Raw genomic sequence first — 20,976 nt, 5'->3', positions numbered from 1 at the left:
TGCTATAGCTTAGATTCTAACGGGTAGTGTCGGCTATTTCTAGTGCTTAGCCCATTTGAGCTTTCAAATTTTAAAATAGTAGGTAAAATTTACCCCCTAATTAAGGTCAATGATTTGCTCGTGTTCTCTGTTAACGTCGCTGTACTTGACGAACTAGTTACTTATTGGAGGGGTTGGTTGAATATAATTTTTGTCGCTGATATTTTTGGTTTAACCGATGAGTTTAAGCATTTATGTCAGCAAGTTACCGCGAACCTTGAGCAAGGTCTTGGCGTTGAAAATGGCTATGGCGTGGAAAAATCCTATGGCGTTAAATGCCATATGGTTGGCCCTTATCAACAACAACCGAAAGGTCTCACCTGTGAGCGTGACGCTTATCAGTATTTTACTGAAAACGTTAGTTTAGAGGGTTACGTTAACAAACTTGAGCAAAAGCTGTTAGCAATATCAGGCAGTAAATGGTTGGTGGGTTTTAGTGTTGGTGGCAGTGCTATTTGGCAATTATGCGCACAAGGCGCGGTTAAGCAAAGCTTAGGGGCTATTTGTTTTTATAGTAGCCAAATTAGACACTTAACTCGGTTAACACCCAATATTGCAACTAGGTTAATTTTACCTAGCACAGAGCCACATTTTTCAGTGGCTGCATTGCGCACTGTTTTACAAGATAAATCCACGGTCACACTTGAGAAAAGTGAATACTTACATGGTTTTATGAATCCATTATCAGCGAACTATGATGGTGACGCCTATTTATATTACCTTAACAGGCTGGATGATTTATTATCCAGACAATACTCGCCGCATATTTTGGAAGAAAAAATCTTGCGCGAGTATTATCTTGAGCGAGTATTAGATGATGGTGTTAATGGTAAATAGACAAGCCTAACTCTTGGGCTAAACTCGCCACTAAATTTGTGCCAATCACTGAGTTACCAAAGCTATTTAATGGCGGACTCCAAGTACAAATAACGCCATAGTTAGGCACTATCGCAATAACACCACCGCCTACGCCACTTTTTGCTGGTAAGCCAATAGAGAAAGCAAATTCGCCAGACTGATCATACATACCACTGGTGGATAATATTGCATTCACTCGATGGGCATCTCTTGGCGTGCAAATAGCTTCTTTAGAAACGGGGTCGATACCTTTATTTGCTAAAAATAGCAGGCTAGTTGCCAGTTGTTCACAACTCATGGCGACTGAACATTGGGTAAAGTAATGACTTAATACCTCAGGTATTTCTGATTCTATATTGCCAAAACTTTTCATTAAATAACTTAATGCGGCGTTTCGGCTACCATGGGCTAATTCTGATTGGTAAACATAATTGTCGACATAAATACTGTCATCATGAGCTATTGAGCGCATAAAACTTAAAAAGGCTAACTTACTAGAAGAAAAGTGGCTAGTGAGCACATCAGCCACCAATAAGGCGCCAGCATTTATTACTGGATTTCGGGGAATACCTTTTTCCCATTCTAATTGAATAATGGAGTTAAAGGGTTGCCCAGATGGCTCCATATTAACCCGTTGCCACAAGTCATCGCCGATGCGGTTCATTGCCATAACCAAACCAAACACTTTTGAAATACTTTGAATCGAAAAGGGCTCTTGATAGTCGCCAGCGCCAACAGTTTTACCGTCAATAGTGGAAACACAAACGCCCATTTTTTCTGGACTGACTTCAGCCAAGGCTGGAATGTAATCGGCTACTTTACCTTGAGTATAAAATTCTTGCTGTGCTGCGAGTAAGGTTTGTAATTTGACCTGCAAGTTGGAAATGTCTTTTATCATATAACGGACTTGTTTATCTTTTGAATAGATTGCAATAATGCATGAGGGATCTTCATTATGCACAAAAAATGATACATGCCTAGCGCTTTGTTAGCCTTGCTATGTTTAAGCTAATAAATGACTAATAAGGTGATTTAATTTGTTGCGCTTATCATATGAAAAATCTATTTATTGTAGACAGTGGCAATCTTGGTTCAATCATTTAAATGCGTTGTTTTACTCTTATTCAGTGCTGTTATGGTGGTTTTGACATTATTCATTACCTTAGCTACCAGCTTATAAACTTTGGTAATGAATAATGCCGTCTTTTTACTCAACATCCCACTGGCTAATCGAGATATGCTTAATTTCAGTCATCAAGCTAATGGTTGAGCTGATTGTGTGAAGTATATTATTGATCATTTGTCTGCTCCTAATTGGAAAAATATCAGTGTTAATCAGATAACGCCGCTATTTTTTCTACTTTGTTTACTGGTAAAAGTTGTTTTATTTTTTGTAAATTACCGGCTGTAATGGGGTTATTGTCAATGGTAACGGCAAATTCAAAGTCTTTTAATGCCGCGGTTAATTGATTTTGTTTATACCTAGCAACACCACGGTTACTGTAATTAAGTGAAGTTAAATAGCGCACTTTGCTATTTTGATGCTTAATAGACTCTATGCTGTTGATCGCTTCTGTACAGGCTGACTCTGATTTATTGCTCTGTGCAGATTGCAAATAAGCAACGCACAAATTCATTTTACGGTCATAAAAATCTTTGCTACTTTCACTAGCGGTTAATTTTTTTATGCCCAACTCTACTTCACCTTTAGTTATGTCTGCAGTACCGATACTACCTTTTACGACAGCCACTTGGAATATCCCTTCATTGGCTAAAGTTGCAGGCGTAGTACTTAATAATAAAGTGGCGAATAGTGTGTTTTTTAACATAGTTTTGTTCATGTTGTTATCCCATATCTGTTGTGCATCAAATTGATACAACAACAATATAAAGATAAGCCCAATAACTGACAAACGATTAGAATACACCTATCAAGTGAATAAAATTCAACTGTATGTCAGTAGCTTAACTCTGTTGTTAGCGGAGAATTGACTCAAGGTCGAACATCAGCATTTAATGTTTATAAGCGTAAGGGGGTTAAATGGTGAAGGTTTCTTTTACCCATTGAGCAAAGAGCTTGAGCTTTGTATTATTATCCATATTTTCATGCTGAATAAGATAATATTTATCATTGGTATTTAATTCCTCGTCAAATAGCTTTACCAGCAGTTGCTCACTGAACCAGGCTTTACTCATTGGCAATGGCACTAATGCTATACCCATGCCTTGTTGTGCCGCTCGAACTACAGCATACATACTGTCAAATTGGATAATTTGTTTAGGGTCAAAATCGTCAACATTATTTTTATCAGCCCATTGATGCCAAGACCATGGGCGTGATCTATGTAAAAGTAACGGTGTGGTTTTTAAGGCAGAAAAACCAGTGTTTTTTAGCTTTTTATAAAGTTTTTTGTTACACGCCGGGGCATAACGAATAGGAAATAACTCTTGAACTATTTTTGCATTAGGCTTGCCATTAGCAAGCACAATAGATAAATCTGCAGACCGTGATGGTTCGCTGCCAGACTTAACTGTTTCTAGCTGTAGGTTAATGGTTGGGTTATTTTGCGACCACTCTGATAAACGAGGGATAAATAATTCGCTGGCAAAAAATTCTGGCAAACTGATGACAATAGTTTGATTTTGTTGTTTTTGCGTAAATTCGTCTATGGTTGATTCTAATTGATTAATTAACGGTTGAATCGATTGGTAAAACTGTTTTCCGGCACTGGTAAGTTCAATGGTTCTGGTGCCACGATTGAATAAAACGATACCTAATTGTGTTTCAAGTTGTTTTATTTGATGGCTAACGGCTGAGGGAGTTAAAAATAATTGTGCTGCAGCATGCTTAAAGCTTAAACATTTCGACGCTACGCAAAATGAGCGTAGGCCACGTATAGGTGTTTGAATTGGCATAGTTAACATATTTTAATAAAGACAAATGTCTTATAGCAAAACTTAAGCCGTAATTTAACCTATTGATTTAATATGTTTTATTTTATTTTTTACGCTTTGAAATACCGGATAGTGCACCATTATAGTGTGCTTGCACCAAAATAATGTTGTGGATAAAAAATAATGAAAAAAAAAGGACATCGATTGATGTCCTTAAAATGAAACAAATTAACTATGTAAAAACGTTTTTTGAACCGGGGGAGATCCTAAAACAAGATCATCTTAAGGCTATTATCTGTTGGCAGCAAACGAGAAGAATTCATTCAACGGTTGAATTATTTTCACTCATTGCCCCTATAACCGCTGTAGCTGACCGTAAATACTATCTTAACTCTCTGCGTAATAATTTACCGACGCTTGATTTAGGAATTTCATCGATAAAGATCACATGTTTAGGGACCTTATAGGCCGTTAATCCTTGGCGACAAAATTTGATAACATCTTGTTCGGTAATACTTTTATCTGCTTTAACGATGAAGAGTTTAACAGCTTCGCCGGTTTTTTCATCAGTTACGCCGATGCAAGCTGATTCTAATATGCCAGGCATTCTAGCCACTTCAGCTTCAATTTCGTTAGGATAAACATTAAAACCAGAAACATTAATCATATCTTTCTTACGATCAACAATGTGGAAGAAGCCTTGCTCGTCCAGCATGCCGACATCGCCGGTTTTAAAGTAGCCATCAGGAGTCATACATTCATGGGTGGCGGCAATATTGTTCCAGTAACCTTGCATAACTTGTGGACCTTTAGCACACAACTCACCAGATTCGCCTTGTGCGACTTCATTGCCAGCATCGTCACGAATAGAAAGATCAGTACTGGGCACGGGTACACCAATACCGGGTATATAAACGGCTTTGCCGTTAATGGTAGTGCCAAAATTTAATGACACAACCGGTGCAGTTTCAGATAAACCATAACCTTCGTTTAGCCTAACGCCGGTCACTTGTTGCCATTTGTCTGCGACCGCTTGCTGTACTGCTGCGCCGCCGCCCAGAGAAATTTTTAATGATGAAAAATCAACTTGATCAAAGCCCGGCGTGTGTAATAAACCATTAAATAACGTGTTTACCCCAGTGAAAACAGTGGCGGGCGTGTTTTTCCATATGTCGACAAAGCTCGCCATATCACGAGGATTAGTCACTAAAACATTTTTAGCGCCAAAATAGAAATAGCTTAGCGTATTCGCCATCAAAGCAAAGATGTGGTACATGGGGATAGCGGTAATAACAACGTCATTGCCGTAATTTATCTTATTTTTAGCAAACTCTTGGTATTGCATAATATTGGCAATTAGATTGCCATGACTCAGCATAGCGCCCTTAGATAGCCCAGTAGTACCACCGGTATATTGCAAAAACAATAAATCAGTTTGACAGAGAGTCGGCTCAGTCAGGGTTAAACTTTCTCCTTGCGTTAAGGCATCAGTAAAACTTATGGTTTGGCTCAAACGCGAGTCAACAGGATCGCAAGGTAAACCTTTATTGACTAAATCGTCTAAGTTAACCGTAATAACATTTTTAATATCAGTTTTTTCAATAACATCAGCAAGCATTTTTGTTGAGGGTGAAAATATGATGATGGTTTCGACTTGAGCATCATTAAGCTGATGCGCAAGCTCTCGTGGTGTGTACATAGGATTAACATTTACTTGCACGCCGCCAACACGAATAATGCCCCACATAGCCACTGGAAAACATAAGGTATTCGGACACATCAAGGCGACACGTTCACCTGAAACAATCTTGAGTTCATTTTGTAGATAAGCCGCAAAGGATCGTGATAGTACATCTACTTGCTTGAACGTCAACTCAGCGCCAAAATTACTATAGGCGGTTTGTTGATCATATTTAGCGGTGGTTTGATGAAATAAAGCTAATAAAGAGTCATAACGATTTAAATCCACTTCATGAGCCACGTTTTCTGGATAATTTTTAATCCAAGGTTTAGTCATGTTATTTCCTTTAGCAACTAGATGCGTTGGTGCTTGAAACAAATAGAGTAGAACAAGCAAAGTAATATGAAATTGTAAATTAATAATAATTTCATTAAGTTATTGATCAGTCGTAGCGGTTAAAATACATCACGGCAGCGGTGCTATCAATCACAATATTCAAGTATTGCTGCTAAAGAGCTGCAGGTACTTATGTTTAGTCTGCAACCATAAACATCGGGCTGATTTATTTTCTTTGCGAACAAAAGATCAAAAACTTAATAAAAGTGTCATGAGTAAATTATTGACTCATGAGGTTAATTAACGAATAAATAATTTAAACAAAATTTGATGAATTTTATTACCGAACGGGGGAAATAATAATGTCCCTAGGCTTATTTTTCCTCGTGAAAGTACCGATTTACCGTGCGAGAAAGTTTTAAAACCTTCACTACCATGATATTGCCCCATGCCAGAGGCACCGATACCACCAAAAGGTAAATCATCAATAGCAACATGAAAAGCGGCATCATTAATACAGACACCACCGGCATGAGTATTTAATAATACCTGTTGTTGAAAGGCCTTGTTAAAACTGCAAATGTACAAGGCCAGTGGGCGCGGTTTACTATTAATATAAGTAATGGCTTCGTCAATATTGTTATAGCCAATAATAGGTAACAAAGGGCCAAAAATTTCTTGCTGCATCACGCTCATATCATCATTAACATCGGTGAGCAGTGTTAAAGGCATTTTTCTCGACGCGCTATCACTGCTGGTTGGGCTCAAGGGTATTATGGTCGCCCCTTGGGCTTTAGCATCAGTTAATAAACCATCAATTCGGGCTTTTTGTCCATCATTTATGATACAAGTGCAGTCGTCATTTTCTAGCGTATTAGGGTACATACTTTGATAAGCGCTTTGAAAAGCTTGAGTTAACTCTGATACTTTACTTTGTGGGCAAAAAATATAATCTGGCGCCACACAGGTTTGGCCAGAATTAAGCGTTTTACCTAAAATTAATCGACTGACTGCCGTTTTTATATCAATATCTTCATCAATAATGGTCGGTGATTTACCGCCTAATTCTAAGGTCACAGGGACTAGATTTTCAGCGGCAGCTTTCATCACTAATTTACCGACACCAGTAGAGCCAGTGAAAAATAAGTGATCGAAACTTAACGCTGAAAATGCCGCCGCCATGTCAGCTTCACCACACACTATCGCCACTTGATTACTCGGGAACACCTTAGCCACTAACTTGGCTAATAAGCTGTTGGTGTTAGTTGTGTATTCACTCATTTTTATCATCGCAGTATTACCTGCGGCTAATGCTGTTGTTAACGGCCCTAAGGTCAGAAATACCGGATAATTCCACGGCGCGATAATACCGATAACACCTTTAGGTTGATAAATAACCTGACCTTTTGCCGGTTGAAATAAAATCCCGATATGTCTTTTTTCAGGCTTCATCCAGTTTTTTAATTTTTTTATTGCATAGTTAATACCCATGACGGTGGTGAGAATATCACCTATTCTTGAGTCATCAGCACTACGATGGCCAAAATCTTCGCTCATGGTGGCAATAAAAGCGTCTTGGTTATCAACAATAAGCGCCTTTAACTTGATTAAGTCTCTAATGCGCTCTTGATAGCTAGGATAAGTATGCTGAGCAAAAAATGCTTTTTGTTGTAAAAAAGTCTCATTTAAGGCTGTTTGTGTGATTATTTCGGTCATTATTTCTTATCCTTGTTAGAGCCTATCTTCAGTAACCATGCAAGAGCTGGAATCAGTGTTAGTGCTCCTAACATGTTAAAAATAAACATGAAAGTTAGTAATATACCCATGTCGGCTTGGAATTTTATCGGTGAAAATACCCAAGTAGCTACACCAATCGCTAAGGTTATACCGGTAAAAGCAACGGCTTTACCTGTTTGGTTTAAAGCGTAGCGATAAGTCATGTATAAGGATTTACCTTGGCCGAGTGCCTCTTTAACTTTACTGAAAATATAAATACCGTAATCAACACCAATACCCACACCTAAGGCAATGACAGGTAAGGTGGCAACTTTTACGCCAATACCTAAAACGCCCATTAAGCCTTGGCTCATGATACTGGTTAAGATTAATGGCGTGATAATACAAACCACGATGCGACCACTTCTAAAGGTGATTAAACAAATAATAATAACAATGGCATATACCCAAACTAGCATTTCAGTTTGTGCATCTTCAATCACCATATTAGTGGCAGACTCTATACCGGCATTACCGGCAGCCATCAGAAATTCGACACCATCAACTTGCTTTTCAGCTTTAAATACTTCTACCGCTTTAACCACATTGTCTAGGGTTTGTGCTTTATGATCATTAAGGAAGACCAATACGGGCACCATAGAGCAATCTTTGTTCATTAAACCTTGTGGTGTTTTAGACAAGGAAGCGTTGGTCATTAACTGGTTGCGATTTAAGCCATACCATTTTAATGAGCCTTCGTTCATACCAAACAGACCAAATTTTGACACATCGGCAACAGATTTTACCGCTTGTACACCAGGCACATTGCGTAAATGCCATTGAAATTGATCGACCCACACTAGGTTTTGATATTGAGCACATTGCTCAACTTCAGTTTTAACCATAATGACAAATAGGTCGGTACTGGTACTGTAATTTTCAACAATATAAGCATTGTCTAAGTTGTAGCGGGAATCAGGTCTTAGCTCGGGTGCTCCGGCGTCTAAATCACCAATTTGCATAGCTTGTGAGAAATAAAGCCCTAAAGCAAAAAGAATAATACCAACAGCTATCGCTACTTTTGCTAGCGGCGGTTTAGCAAAGTTTTTAAACAAACGCTCAACAATACCGGTTTTATGAGCTGATTTTTGGGCGTATTTTAAACCAGCAGGAGAAACACCGATGTAACTCATTAAAATAGGCAGTGCAACTAAGTTGGTGACAATAATAATCGCGACACCAATACTGGCGGCTATGGCGAGTTCTCGGATCACTTCAATATCAATCACCATTAAGGTGGTAAAACCGATAGCATCACTGACTAAAGCGGTAATACCCGCAATATAGAGTGAGCGAAAAGCAAGTTTGGCCGCATCAATTTTATTAGCGCCAGTGACGCTATGGTGAATAATTGAATTGATAATTTGTACGCCGTGGCTAACACCAATAGCAAAAACTAAAAAGGGCACTAACATTGAATAAGGGTTAATACCAAAACCGAGTAAATTCAGAATACCCAGTTGACAACATACGGCAAAAATAGAGAAAACTAATACCGACACTGTGCTGCGTATACAGCGCGAATAAAACCATAATAATACAAAGGTAATAAGCACGGCTAAAACGAAAAAGGCGACAACCTGTAAAGCGCCATCGATTAAATCACCGACCACTTTTGCAAAGCCAACAATACGAATAGTGATATTGTCGCTACTGTATTTGTCACGTATCTTTTCTTCTAAAATCTTTGACAGTTCTCGGTAATCAAGCGGCAAACCTGTTTCAGGGTTAATGTCTTGCAAGGGCGCTAAAATAATGGCTGATTGGAAATTATTAGCCACTAACACGCCTATTTGTCCTGATTTAAAGATATTCGCTTTAACGCGTTCTATCATTTCAGCCGAACCGTCATAACCATCGGGGATTACGGCGCCACCAACAAAACCTTCTTCAGTGACTTCTTGCCAGCGAACATTAGGGGTCCACAATGATTTAAGACCGTCACGACTTACGCCCGGAATATAGAAAACTTCGTCAGTAACTTGCTTTAAGGTTTGTTGAAAATCAGCATTGAAAATATCACCTTGATTATTTTCTACCACAATGCGAACCACATTACCTAAATCAGCCAGTTCTTTTCGATAGGTTAAAAAATTATTTACAAAAGGATGATCACCGGGGATCATTTTAGTAAAGCTAGCTTCGGGCTTAACGTTAACCGCTTGAATGGTCAGTAAAGCGATACAAACGGCAATGATGGTCATCACTATCGCGCGATGACCAAAGACGAATTTCTCTATAAGTTGCTCTAACTTGCTAGCCGAATGAACGGGTTTATTCTCTGACATAAGTTTGCCCTTACTGCTTAAGTAACCAGGTTAAAATACCGAATTGTCCGGCGAGAACTAATGAATTTTCTTGCACTAAAACACTTGAAAGTGCTGCACCTGAAGGGTGTTTATTAATCGCCAATGTGCTGAGGTCTTCAGGGAGTAAATCGACAATTAAGCCCCCGTGTCCCACTAAGTAAGCTTTACCTTGTTTAGAGAAGGTGCCGCCGAGTAAGCTAGCGCTAGTGGGTAGCTTTTTATGTTGCCAATGCGCGCCACCGTCAAGCGATACCATCAGATTACCTTGTAAGCCAAAAGCCACCAGTTGAGCAGAGTTTGTCGGATTGGCGATAATGCCAAATAGGCTGCCAGAGTAGGGTAAAGCCATTGACGACCAAGTTTCACCTTGGTTGTCAGAGTGAAAGCCCATGCCATTTTCGCCAACAATATATAACTGGTCATCAGGGGTGGTAATTACAGAGTTCAGATGAAAGCTATCAGGGTTATCAAGGCGCTTACTGATTAAGGACCAAGTTTCTCCTTGGTCCTTGCTGGTCAAAAATGAGCCGTAAGCACCAGTAGCAAATAGGGTGTCGTTAGCGGTACTTGTGACAGATAAAAGCGGTTTGTTGGGGCCAGAGATTAATTCTAATTGGTTATCTTCAATGGCAAAGGCTAAGTCTTCAAGTTGGTAGGTTAGCTCATCAAGTTCGTTTTCATCTTGAGTATTCGTTATCACTAACTGCAGGGCTTTATGTTGTGCTTTTACCTGGGCTATTTTAAGCTTAGTCAGCTCAGCGCCAGTAAATACTTTACGCCAAGTGTTACTTTCAGGGGCACTTTTTAGAATGACACCATCATGCCCCACGGCTATTTTTCTGCCGTTAGACAATACCGTAATGCTGGTTATAGATACACTCACCGGGGACTGTTGTTGCTGCCAATCTGACTGACTTTTCCAGTTAATAATATGGCCACGTTCACCTACCGCTAGAATAGCGTTATTATTAGGCGTCATTGCCATCAGTACACTTTTACTGGCTAAAGCGCTTTGCTTAGCGGGTAACTCAAGTAAATCTAAGCTAGTTTTCGCTTCAGCTAAATTAAGCTGTGCGAGAAAAAATAAGTTTATCACGCTAAGAGCAATATAAGATGGGCGCATAAAAGTCCTAATAAGTTATATAAATCTACTGACTAGTATTGATGATAACAATTTAATTTAGAGGTGTTAAACGTGCCAAATGATTATCTTTGCAACACAGTTAATTTTTGATGGGATTTTTGCCGCTGAATTTGGACTATGTGATATCGCTAGCATCAATTTAAATTTATTATCTTCAAAGCGTTAAACCGATGATAGCCCTTATACACACGCCAGCCAAACTACAGATGTATGCAGTTTTAGAGAAATTGAGCGCTAATTTTCTATGTTTTACGACCTTGTCGATAATCACCAGGGGTTTGATTGGTCCAGCGCTTAAAAGCGCGATTAAAATTACCGACACTGGAAAAACCCACTAAATAGCCAATTTCACTTAAGCTTAAATGTTTTTGAGTAATGTAATTCATCGCTAATTTTTTGCGCGTGCTTTCTAATATTTCTTTATAACTTGTCCCTTGGTCATTTAATTTGCGTTGCAAATTACGCAAACTCATCCCAAGAAATTCAGCTATTTCAGTTTGTGATGGTGCGCCAAGTGGTAATAGTTCAAAAATTTTGTTTTTGATGATATGGGTTAAATCATTTTTATCAACTCTAGCCATAAATTCGTCAAGCATTTTTTCATGGCTATGAGTGATTAAGGGATTACCACAAAGTAATTTTTCTTTCGTTTGCTTTAGATCAAAGATGATCGCGGTTTGGTTGCTATCAAACTCTACTTCACAGTTAAAAAAATTGTTTAAATAAGACACATCATATCGGGGAGTAGGGTAAGCAAAACAAACTTTTACCGGCGCAAAGTCTAAGGTAACAAGCTCGCGGGAAAAGCGGATAATGGTCGCTAGAAAAGTTTCGACAATTTCTTGTGATAGTACGGGTCTGTTAGTTGATTCATAGGTAAAAATGTTCATTTCAAAGACTAAGTGTTCATTGCGTTCATGATTAACTAATTGGCAAGTGTTTGACACCACACGTTTGTAATGAGCAATACGCTCCAGTGCATCATACAAGGTATTTGAAGACATCATGGCATAACCTAATGCATGAAACATACCGGGGTGAAATTGCTCTGCTACTAGTACAGAAAAATCATGACGGTCTAATTTTTTATTACAATATTCAAGTAAATGGGCAAACTTTTCGGCAGCAATACTAGACTCTTGATCCTGCATGACATCGAGAGAGATATCACATTCTTTTAGCGCTTTTGCAGCGTCAATGCTATTTGCTTGCATAGCCCTTGAAATAGGGATCATCCAGCCAGTTAATGTTGAATAATAATCTTGCACTACATTACCTATATTTTGATTTTTTTCTATTTTACGACTATTGCACGAAATGACAATAGGTTGGCGCATTTAGCGAAATATTAATTAAAACATTGGCGTAATGTTAATGCGGAAGAAATATTACATTACCTATTACAATTACAATAAAAAAACATTACATTATCTATTACAACTGACCTATTACAACTATAATAACAGGCGAATAAAATGCTAACTAATAACTGTAAAATCAAACCATTAGCTCTGGTTGTTGCTATGGCACTGGGTACATCCTCAGCGCAGGCCGTAGACTTTAACTTTGGTGAAGACAATGACATTCTACTGCAAATCAACTCACAATTAGATATTGGCGCAAGTTTGAGACTGGGTGATGCTGACCCTCGTTTTATTGGTAAAACCAATGGTGGAACAGGTTTTACATCAACTACAGATGATGGCAACTTAAACTATGCCAAGCATGATGCCTATTCGAAAATAATAAAAGGTGTGCATGATCTGCAGTTGAGTAAAGGTAATTTTGGTGCTTTTGTTCGTGTTAAATATTGGTACGACTATGCGCTTAAGGATAGTGATGTGCTTCATGGTAATTCTAACAATGGCTACACGCCAAATACCCCATTAAGTGATGATGGCTTTGAAGATAATACTAAATTCTCAGGTGTAACATTACTTGATGCTTATGTTTATGGCGCATTCGATATAGGTACCTCTCCTCTGGACGTACGTTTAGGCCGCCAAGTGGTGAGCTGGGGTGAAAGCACCTTTATTCAAGGCGGTATGAACTCATCTAACCCATTTGATGTCGCCGCGTTACGTCGCCCAGGCGCGACATTAAAAGAAGGTATTTTACCGGTTGGCATGCTCTACGCTAACTTAGGTTTAACCAGTGAATTAAGTATTGAAGCTTTTTATCAATATGAGTGGGAAAAAACTCAAATTGATGGTTGTGGTACTTATTTCTCAGGAGCAGATTTTGCCGCCTCTGGTTGTAACTTTGTTTCGGTAGGACCTTTTGGCGATCAAGCCGGTTTAGCCGGAGGTTTTGCTGCTGAAAGACAAGCAGATGTTGAACCAGATGACGGTGGTCAATACGGTATAGCGGCACGTTATTATGCTGAAGAACTCAATGATACTGAGTTTGGTTTGTACTACATGAATATTCACTCTCGTGTGCCACTAATTAATGCTGTTCGTACCAGTGTTCCTTTAGCAACAGGAAGCCCTACACCGGTTTTTGTTCCTAAGATGGTCGACCCAACAGGCGGCGCTTTAGCGGCACTAAATCCTGGTTATAATATTGAATTTCCTGAAGACTTAAAATACTTTGGTGCTAGTTTTGCCACCAATGTTGCCGGTGTGGCTTTATCAGGTGAGGTTTCTTACAAGCCAGATACGCCTATTCAAATTAGTGGTCCGGAAATATTAAATGGTGCTTTGTCTGAATCACCGGTATTACGTTTCAGCCCAAGAGTTACCGCTGTTGGCTATGGCCAAGAAGTTCAAGGTTGGGATGAATTTGATGTGACCCAATTACAAGTCACCGCGATTAAATTCTTTGAAAACAGGTTAGGAGCTTCTCGCATAACCGTTATTGGTGAAGTCGGTGTTATTTTAACTGATGGTGTTGAAGACTCTGACCAACATTATGGTCGTAATTCTGTCTTTGGTTTAGGTGACTTTGATGCCGGTGGTGGTTTTAACTGTACCAATTTGGTTGCCGCAGGTGCTTTATCAGGTGATTGTCGTGCCGATGGTTTTGTCAGCGATAATGCTTGGGGCTATCGCATGAAAGCTATTTTTACTTATAGCGATGTCTATGCAGGCATATCATTAGAGCCAAGTATTTTTTGGGGCCATGATGTGAGTGGCTATTCGCCAGATCCAGGTCAGCAATTTCATGAAGGTCGCAAAAATCTAGGGGTTTCTGTGCAAGCTTCATATCAACAAAAATACTCTATGACGCTAGGCTACAACAACTACTCAGGTGGTAGTCACAGCAATTTAGAAGATAAAGATTTAGTTTCGCTGTCATTTGGCATTTCATATTAGTTATATTGCAAAAAACATAAGAGAATTATGATGAAAAAAAATATTACAACAGCAAGTTTACTAATGCTATCACTCGTTAGTAGTTATACCTTCGCCAAAGTGACTGCAGAGCAAGCTGAGCAATTAGGCAAAACGCTAACGCCATTAGGTGCTGAAATGGCGGCTAATGCCTCGGGTACTATTCCGGCATGGACAGGTGGGCTAACCAGTAAAAATACGACAGCAAGTGCAGACTCAGGGCGCCCCGCAAACATTTTTTCAGAAGATAAGGTTTTGTTTTCAATTACTAACGCTAATTTTGGTGATTACAAAGCTAATTTAAGTGCTGGTCAAATTGCTATGTTTGAGAAATATGCAGACTATACAATGCCTATTTATCAAACCAGAAGAACAGCCGCTTACTCAAATGATCTTTATGATGTTGTGAAGAAAAATGCGACCACAGCTGAATTGGTGCAATCGGGTAATGGTATCGCTAATTTTGATACCACGATCCCTTTTCCAATCGCGCAAAATGGCTCAGAAGTTATTTGGAATCACATCACGCGTTATCGTGGTGGTACGGCTAAACGTTTTTTGACCACGATTCCTGTACAAGCCAATGGTTCATTTGTACCCGTAAAAATGAATGACCAATTAGTTTGGCCTGAGTTTTTAAAAGGCGGCCGTGATGCTGAAGAAGATGCCAATATATTGTTCTATTATCTTCAGGAAATTACTGCGCCATCACGCTTAACAGGTACTGCGCTATTAGTTCATGAAACTATAGATCAAGTGAAAGAAGCACGTAAAGCTTGGGTCTACAATGCAGGCCAACGTCGTGTTCGTCGTGCACCTAATGTGGCTTATGACGGCCCAGGCGCAGGTACTGATGGTTTAAGAGCGACTGACAACTATGATATGTACAATGGTGCTCCTGATCGTTATGACTGGAAGTTAGTCGGTAAAAAAGAGCTTTATATCCCATATAACTCATATAACTTACTCGATACCACAGTAAAATATGAAGACTTAATACAAGAAGGTCATCTAAATGCTGAGCATTTAAGATATGAGTTACACCGTGTTTGGCAAGTTGAGGCAACATTAAAAGAAGGCGCTAGACATATTTATGCTAAACGTACTTTCTTTATTGATGAAGATACTTGGGGCGCCTCTGTTATCGATCAATATGACGGTCGTGGTGAATTGTGGAAATTATCAGAAGCCCACAACATCCAATTCTATGATGTTGATACCCCTTGGATGGTTGCTGAAACCTTACACGACTTAAATTCTGGTCGCTACTTGGTGACTGGTTTAAGTAATGAAGAGCCGACCTTTATGATTTGGGGCGAAAAAGTCAGTAGACAAGACTTTTCAACTTCAGCGCTTAGACGTTTAGGTCGTTAATTAAAGTAAAGTGAAGTAAAACCGAGCTGATTAATAGGGTTGAATGTATTTTCAACCGCATTAATCAGCTTTTTTTATCGCTTATTTAAGAGAAATGATATGTGCAAACGTACTTTTTTATTTTTATATTGTGCTTTATTCGTCACCATGGGTGCTGCTCATGCTAATACCGAGCTAAAACCCGCCAGTAAATATACCCTTGCTCATCAAGCGCAATTACTGAAAAACTTACCTTTTAGCGATAAACTTGATTTCTCTTTGGCGGAAAAAGGCCTGATCAAACGGCCTGAAAAACTCATTATTAAAGACACCTCAGGTAATGTGGTTTGGGAACTCGGTAATTATCAATTTTTACTTAATAACCCTAATATAGACACGGTTAACCCCAGTTTACTCCGTCAAGCTAAGTTAAATATGGCTTATGGCTTGTATCAAGTAACCGAACGCATTTATCAGGTCAGAGGCTACGATTTAGCCAATATTACTTTTATTAAAGGTGATAGTGGCTGGATTATTTTTGATCCCCTATTAACGGCGGCGACCTCTAGAGCTGCATTAGCCCTTGTGACCGAAGAACTAGGTCAATTCCCGGTAAAAGCCGTAGTGTATAGTCACGCTCATGCTGACCATTTTGGTGGTATAAAAGGCGTGGTTAGCCAAGCCCAAGTTGATTCTGGTGCCGTAGAAATTATTGCCCCGCGTGGTTTTATGGCACACGCGATTAAAGAAAATGTCTTAGCCGGCAATGCGATGACGCGTCGTGCCACCTACCAATATGGTAACGCGCTGGCAAAAGGTCCTAAAGGCCAAGTTGACGCCGCTATTGGTAAAGGCTTATCTACCGGCTACATCGATTTGATTGCACCGACGAGAGAAATTTTGGCCGATGAAGAAACCATTATTGTTGATGGTATTGAAATGGTCATGCAAAACACCCCAGGGACAGAATCACCCGCTGAAATGAACACCTATTTCCCCCAATTTAAAACCCTTTGGTTGGCTGAAAATGTTACTGGCACACTGCACAATATTTATACCCTACGTGGCGCTGAAGTACGCGACTCACAAGCGTGGAGTAAGTTTATAAATAAAGTTATCTATCGTTTTGCTCAGGATAGCGACATCATGTTTGCTTCGCACTCTTGGCCAAGATGGGGCAAAGAATACATTATAGAAGTGTTAGAAAAACAGCGTGATATGTATGGTTATCTACATGATAAAACGCTAAATCTTGCCAACAAAGGCGTCACCATTAATGAAATACACAACCAATTAGCGGTACCTGACGTGTTAGCGCACCAGTGGTATAACCGTGGTTACCATGGCTCTTATTCTCATAATGTTAGAGGTATTATCAATAAATACTTAGGTTTTTATGACGCTAACCCAGCAACGCTTAATAAGCTGAGTCCGGCGCAATCATCGGTTAAATATATTGACTTGATGGGCGGCGCAGAAAAGGTACTAACTCAGGCACAAAAAGCTTTTGATCAAGGCGAATATCGCTGGGTAGCTGAGTTACTCAATCACTTAGTTTTTGCTCAGCCAGAAAATCAGCAAGCAAAAAACCTGCAAGCAGACACCTTAGAACAATTGGGTTACCAAGCTGAGAATGCCGGCTGGCGTAATAGTTATCTAGCGGCCGCTTTTGAATTGCGCCACGGCATACCTACCCAGGCTAAAGCCACTAAAGCTGGCCCAGATATCATCAAAGCCATGAGTAGTGAATTGATTTTTGATTTTCTGGGTGTGCGGTTAAATACTGATAAAGCCTTGGCACATCAGTTTAAAATTAATTTTGTTTTCCCCGACCGTAATGAAAAATTCCTAGTCGAGTTAAGTAATGCCCATTTAAATAACATTGAAAATATTCAAGACAAAGCCGCAGACTTAACGGTCACTATCGACCGAAAAGATTTAAACCTTTTACTGTTAAAACAACAGTCTTTTGGGCAATTGGTCAAATCTGGAAAAATGCAGCTCGATGGTAATGGCAAAGTCTTTGGTCAACTATTGATGATGATGGATGAATTTCCATTCTGGTTCAATATTGTGACGCCATAATATATATAAATATAAATATAAATATAAAAATAAAAAATGAATTAAGCCAATTTGAACAAGTGAGGTTTTTGTGATGAACACTCAAAGAAAATCAGCCAACGAGTTTGATTATATTATCGTTGGTGGCGGCTCAGCAGGTTGTGTTTTAGCCAATCGATTAACCGAGAATGGTAAATTTACGGTTTGTTTATTAGAAGCCGGTGGTGACAACAAGAGTATGTTAGTTAATACCCCAGGCGCTTTTTCAGCCTTTATGTTTTTGAAAAAGTTCAATTGGAGTTTTAATGCTAAGCCTAAAAGTGATATTCGTCACGGTGCTGCCCTGTTTGTGCCCCGTGGTAGAGGTTTAGGCGGTAGTTCTGCTACCAATGCCATGTTGTATCTTCGTGGTCAAAAACAAGACTATGACCACTGGGCGGCCTTAGGCAATGAAGGTTGGGCATTTGACGATATTTTACCTTACTTTAAAAAATCAGAAACTAACCAGCGCGGGTCAAGTGAATTGCACGGCGATAGTGGGCCTTTACAGGTCACTGACCGGCCGGTTTTTTATGAAATCAGTAAACGTTATATTGAGGCGGGCAAACAAGCGGGCTTTAAATTTACCGATGATTTTAATGGCAGTGATCAAGAAGGCGTTGGCTATTACCAGTGCACCATAAAAGATGGTAAGCGTTGCTCGGCGGCGCATGCCTATTTATTGCCGGTACTTGCTAGAGAAAATTTGACTGTATTAACCGATGCACAAGTCAGTAAGGTACTGATAAAAGACCAACAAGCCTATGGCGTTGATGTGGTTGTTAAAGGTAAAAGTAGCAGTATAACGGCTAAAAAAGAAGTGATCTTAAGTGGTGGAACTATCGCTTCACCGCAGTTATTAATGCTCTCAGGCATTGGTGATAAAAATGAACTTAACGAGCAGGGTATTGATTGTGTTCATGAACTTAAAGGTGTGGGTAAAAACTTACAAGAACATGTTGATGCTTGTATCTTAGTCAAAAGTAAAAAAACAGATGGCTTTACTGTGTCAGTCAGCGGGTTACTGAAAATGCTACCCGATACGGTGAAATATATCATGGGTAAAAAAGGTAAGCTGGCCAATAGTATTTTAGAGGCAGGTGGCTTTCTTAAATCAAGTGAGCAGGTGCAAAGGCCAGATATTCAATTACATATGTTGCCATTGTTATATGACGATAATGGTCGCGACCTGAAACTTTTATCACAGCATGGTTTTTCATGTCATATTTGTGTTTTACGGCCAGAAAGCACTGGCACGGTATCGCTAAAATCTGCTAATTATCAAGACGCACCAGAGATTGATTTTAACTTCTTTTCTGATCAAGCAGGCAAAGACAAAGCGGTGATGATTGATGGTATGCGACAGTTGCGTAAAATATTAACCGCGCCGGCATTAGCCGAACATTATGATAATGAAGTGCATCCAGGCAAGGATTTTGAAACCGATGAACAAATTTTTGCTAAGGTAAAAGAGCGCCTAGGCATAGTGTATCACCCTGTTGGTACCTGCAAAATGGGCCATGATGATATGGCGGTGGTTGATCATCAGTTAAAAGTTCATGGCATTAAAAACCTGCGAGTAGTTGACGCTTCAATTATGCCAACGCTGATCAGTGGTAACACAAACGCGCCAACAATGGCGATTGCCGAAAAAGTGTCAGCGATGATCTTGGCAAATTAATTGAGGAATATGCAGATGTTAAATGTCGTTATATATAGTCTTAAAGCTTTACTGACCGGTTTATGGGTTTTGGCAATATTAGGTTTATTATCGCTATCACCACTACCAGCAGACTATCAACTTTATGCTTTTACATTAGCGGGTGTGGCGCTTTTAGTACACTTTATTGAGTTTTTTTCGATGAAAGCTAAGTTTAAAAAACAAAGTGGTTTAGCCATGAACTTTCTGCAAACGATGCTTTGGGGCTTTGGTTATTGGCTGCCGATTTTAAAGCGGTCTAAAAAGTAAGTTGATTAAGATGAAAATATTTATTTAACAATATGTTAGGGTAAATAAAAACCACATCCAGGCAACTGGCTGTGGTTTTTTTATGGGATTTTAACGCGAGTTAAATCTATGCTTAAGTCTACAAAGAGCATAATAGCCAGATAAAAAAAGAGCTTACACAACTAATGTAAGCTCTTCTGGTAAGGATTTTTTATACCTAGCTAAGCATACCCTTAAAACTGATAGTAACTAAGTGTTACAGGGGTAAAGGTAAACTAAATAGCGTTATTTTTCACTGTTCAATATGTTATCCAACTTTAAATCCGTTAACTTCATGGTACTTCTGACAACATAAAACATAATCGCAATTAGCATGATCATCGAAGGTATCGCAATCACTGGATAACTTAATAGAGTCATCTCACCCAATTGCTCGTTAAACTCCGTCGTACCTGCAGGGCTAACGACTATCCATTTTGCTAATAAGTAATTCATGGCGGCAGAAAAAACAAAGGTGGTGGATAAAAAGTGATTTGCCCGCTGAATTTTGGCTTTAAACTCATCCGTTTTATTTTTATTTTCGAGGGTTTGATAGATTAACTCTAAATTAAACACCAACGGATTTAATAATATTTTGGCAATTAAGGGTTTGCCCCAAAAACCAGAAATTAATACCACTAAACCAATGGCCGAGGGAATGGCGGCTTCTTTAATGGCTAGCCATTGCACATCTAACTCAAATAAACCAATACCCCCGGTTAATAAGGTGCTTATAAAGCCAAGCAAGGCAATGAAGTTCATTGACTTGTTTTTAATAAAATCATACAAGCCATAACCGAGTGGAAATAATAACGCCAATATTAAGGCATATACAGTGCCTAAATATTCATCCCCCGATAATTTCATTAAAATAACCGACGGAATAGCAATATTAAAAATAATCTCTAAAAAGGTATTAGGACGTTTAGCGGGTGTTTGAGTTGACATTATATTTCATTTTAAGGTGCAACTGACCATAGCCAGTTTATTTAAGTCTACCGGCATTTTAGCTAAAAATAGCTAAAATGTCATGCGATACCAATCTCACTAATTATCTGATCATTTTTACTGGTTAAAATAACCCACTACTGCGTTATTTATTTAATAATTAGAACAACTAGTTATTAAAATAAATGCCTTATATTTGGCCATTTTTCCTG

15 protein-coding genes are annotated in these 20,976 nt (G+C 39.1%); 6 read left to right on the top strand and 9 right to left on the bottom strand.

The window, feature by feature from the left end; translation table 11 throughout:
- Positions 1–177: 177 nt before the first annotated feature.
- Positions 178–876, top strand: coding sequence for a hypothetical protein (locus tag H4J61_RS13175; RefSeq protein ID WP_182185368.1), 699 nt, complete (start codon positions 178–180; stop codon positions 874–876).
- On the opposite strand, the gene glsB is transcribed toward H4J61_RS13175, so the two are convergent.
- From glsB to H4J61_RS13135, 8 genes are all read right to left on the bottom strand, one after another.
- Positions 863–1,795: a glutaminase B gene (glsB, locus tag H4J61_RS13170; RefSeq protein ID WP_182185367.1), complete on the bottom strand. Its 933-nt coding sequence runs from the start codon at positions 1,793–1,795 to the stop codon at positions 863–865. The two genes, H4J61_RS13175 and glsB, sit on opposite strands and share 14 nt — an antisense overlap.
- A 433-nt stretch (positions 1,796–2,228) precedes the next feature.
- Positions 2,229–2,738: a tetratricopeptide repeat protein gene (locus H4J61_RS13165; protein ID WP_182185366.1), complete on the bottom strand. Its 510-nt coding sequence runs from the start codon at positions 2,736–2,738 to the stop codon at positions 2,229–2,231.
- Positions 2,739–2,934: 196 nt separating this feature from the next.
- Complete coding sequence (locus tag H4J61_RS13160; RefSeq protein WP_182135037.1) at positions 2,935–3,807, bottom strand: LysR family transcriptional regulator; 873 nt, start codon at positions 3,805–3,807, stop codon at positions 2,935–2,937.
- 367 nt (positions 3,808–4,174) lie between these two features.
- Positions 4,175–5,809, bottom strand: a complete 1,635-nt coding sequence (locus H4J61_RS13155) for an AMP-binding protein (RefSeq protein WP_182185365.1) — start codon at positions 5,807–5,809, stop codon at positions 4,175–4,177.
- A 300-nt stretch (positions 5,810–6,109) separates the two neighbouring features.
- Positions 6,110–7,525 (bottom strand): coniferyl aldehyde dehydrogenase, encoded by a 1,416-nt coding sequence (locus H4J61_RS13150; protein WP_182185364.1) that lies wholly within the window; start codon positions 7,523–7,525, stop codon positions 6,110–6,112.
- Positions 7,525–9,873 (bottom strand): RND family transporter, encoded by a 2,349-nt coding sequence (locus H4J61_RS13145; protein WP_182185363.1) that lies wholly within the window; start codon positions 9,871–9,873, stop codon positions 7,525–7,527. The genes H4J61_RS13150 and H4J61_RS13145 overlap by 1 nt, the downstream gene beginning before the upstream one ends.
- A gap of 10 nt (positions 9,874–9,883) precedes the next feature.
- The gene (locus tag H4J61_RS13140) at positions 9,884–11,017 is read right to left on the bottom strand and encodes a YCF48-related protein (protein WP_182185362.1); all 1,134 of its coding nucleotides are present in this window, start codon (positions 11,015–11,017) and stop codon (positions 9,884–9,886) included.
- Between the two features lie 263 nt (positions 11,018–11,280).
- Entirely contained in the window at positions 11,281–12,375 is a 1,095-nt protein-coding gene (locus tag H4J61_RS13135; protein WP_220461266.1) for an AraC family transcriptional regulator, read from the bottom strand.
- Between the two features lie 138 nt (positions 12,376–12,513).
- Here H4J61_RS13135 and H4J61_RS13130 point away from each other — a divergent pair, with 138 nt between their 5' ends.
- The 5 genes from H4J61_RS13130 (at position 12,514) to H4J61_RS13110 (ending at position 19,798) form a co-directional block, all read left to right on the top strand.
- The gene (locus H4J61_RS13130) at positions 12,514–14,355 is read left to right on the top strand and encodes a DUF1302 domain-containing protein (RefSeq protein WP_182185361.1); all 1,842 of its coding nucleotides are present in this window, start codon (positions 12,514–12,516) and stop codon (positions 14,353–14,355) included.
- Positions 14,356–14,385: 30 nt separating this feature from the next.
- A complete protein-coding gene (locus H4J61_RS13125; protein WP_182185360.1) occupies positions 14,386–15,747 on the top strand; it encodes a DUF1329 domain-containing protein in 1,362 nt (453 codons plus the stop codon).
- A gap of 99 nt (positions 15,748–15,846) precedes the next feature.
- The gene (locus tag H4J61_RS13120) at positions 15,847–17,811 is read left to right on the top strand and encodes an alkyl/aryl-sulfatase (RefSeq protein ID WP_182185359.1); all 1,965 of its coding nucleotides are present in this window, start codon (positions 15,847–15,849) and stop codon (positions 17,809–17,811) included.
- A gap of 73 nt (positions 17,812–17,884) precedes the next feature.
- Positions 17,885–19,510, top strand: a complete 1,626-nt coding sequence (locus H4J61_RS13115; protein ID WP_182185358.1) for a GMC family oxidoreductase — start codon at positions 17,885–17,887, stop codon at positions 19,508–19,510.
- Positions 19,511–19,525: 15 nt separating this feature from the next.
- Positions 19,526–19,798 carry a DUF1145 domain-containing protein gene (locus H4J61_RS13110; RefSeq protein WP_182134975.1) on the top strand — a complete coding sequence of 91 codons (273 nt, stop codon included), beginning with the start codon at positions 19,526–19,528 and terminating at the stop codon, positions 19,796–19,798.
- A 264-nt stretch (positions 19,799–20,062) separates the two neighbouring features.
- Here H4J61_RS13110 and H4J61_RS13105 read toward each other — a convergent pair whose 3' ends face one another.
- Entirely contained in the window at positions 20,063–20,764 is a 702-nt protein-coding gene (locus tag H4J61_RS13105) for a VC0807 family protein (RefSeq protein WP_182134977.1), read from the bottom strand.
- Between the last annotated feature and the right edge of the window lie 212 nt (positions 20,765–20,976).

This window comes from Colwellia sp. MB3u-4, from assembly GCF_014077065.1.
Classification (GTDB): domain Bacteria; phylum Pseudomonadota; class Gammaproteobacteria; order Enterobacterales; family Alteromonadaceae; genus Cognaticolwellia.
This window is presented reverse-complemented; position numbering and strand designations above follow the sequence as displayed.

What these genes read in the sequence shown, in the direction of transcription:
- glsB (WP_182185367.1), bottom strand. Translation starts at nt 1,795, where the DNA reads ATGATAAAAGACATTTCCAACTTGCAGGTCAAATTACAAACCTTACTC.
- H4J61_RS13165 (WP_182185366.1), bottom strand. Translation starts at nt 2,738, where the DNA reads ATGAACAAAACTATGTTAAAAAACACACTATTCGCCACTTTATTATTA.
- H4J61_RS13155 (WP_182185365.1), bottom strand. Translation starts at nt 5,809, where the DNA reads ATGACTAAACCTTGGATTAAAAATTATCCAGAAAACGTGGCTCATGAA.
- H4J61_RS13150 (WP_182185364.1), bottom strand. Translation starts at nt 7,525, where the DNA reads ATGACCGAAATAATCACACAAACAGCCTTAAATGAGACTTTTTTACAA.
- H4J61_RS13145 (WP_182185363.1), bottom strand. Translation starts at nt 9,873, where the DNA reads ATGTCAGAGAATAAACCCGTTCATTCGGCTAGCAAGTTAGAGCAACTT.
- H4J61_RS13140 (WP_182185362.1), bottom strand. Translation starts at nt 11,017, where the DNA reads ATGCGCCCATCTTATATTGCTCTTAGCGTGATAAACTTATTTTTTCTC.
- H4J61_RS13135 (WP_220461266.1), bottom strand. Translation starts at nt 12,375, where the DNA reads ATGCGCCAACCTATTGTCATTTCGTGCAATAGTCGTAAAATAGAAAAA.
- H4J61_RS13130 (WP_182185361.1), top strand. Translation starts at nt 12,514, where the DNA reads ATGCTAACTAATAACTGTAAAATCAAACCATTAGCTCTGGTTGTTGCT.
- H4J61_RS13125 (WP_182185360.1), top strand. Translation starts at nt 14,386, where the DNA reads ATGAAAAAAAATATTACAACAGCAAGTTTACTAATGCTATCACTCGTT.
- H4J61_RS13120 (WP_182185359.1), top strand. Translation starts at nt 15,847, where the DNA reads ATGTGCAAACGTACTTTTTTATTTTTATATTGTGCTTTATTCGTCACC.
- H4J61_RS13115 (WP_182185358.1), top strand. Translation starts at nt 17,885, where the DNA reads ATGAACACTCAAAGAAAATCAGCCAACGAGTTTGATTATATTATCGTT.
- H4J61_RS13110 (WP_182134975.1), top strand. Translation starts at nt 19,526, where the DNA reads ATGTTAAATGTCGTTATATATAGTCTTAAAGCTTTACTGACCGGTTTA.
- H4J61_RS13105 (WP_182134977.1), bottom strand. Translation starts at nt 20,764, where the DNA reads ATGTCAACTCAAACACCCGCTAAACGTCCTAATACCTTTTTAGAGATT.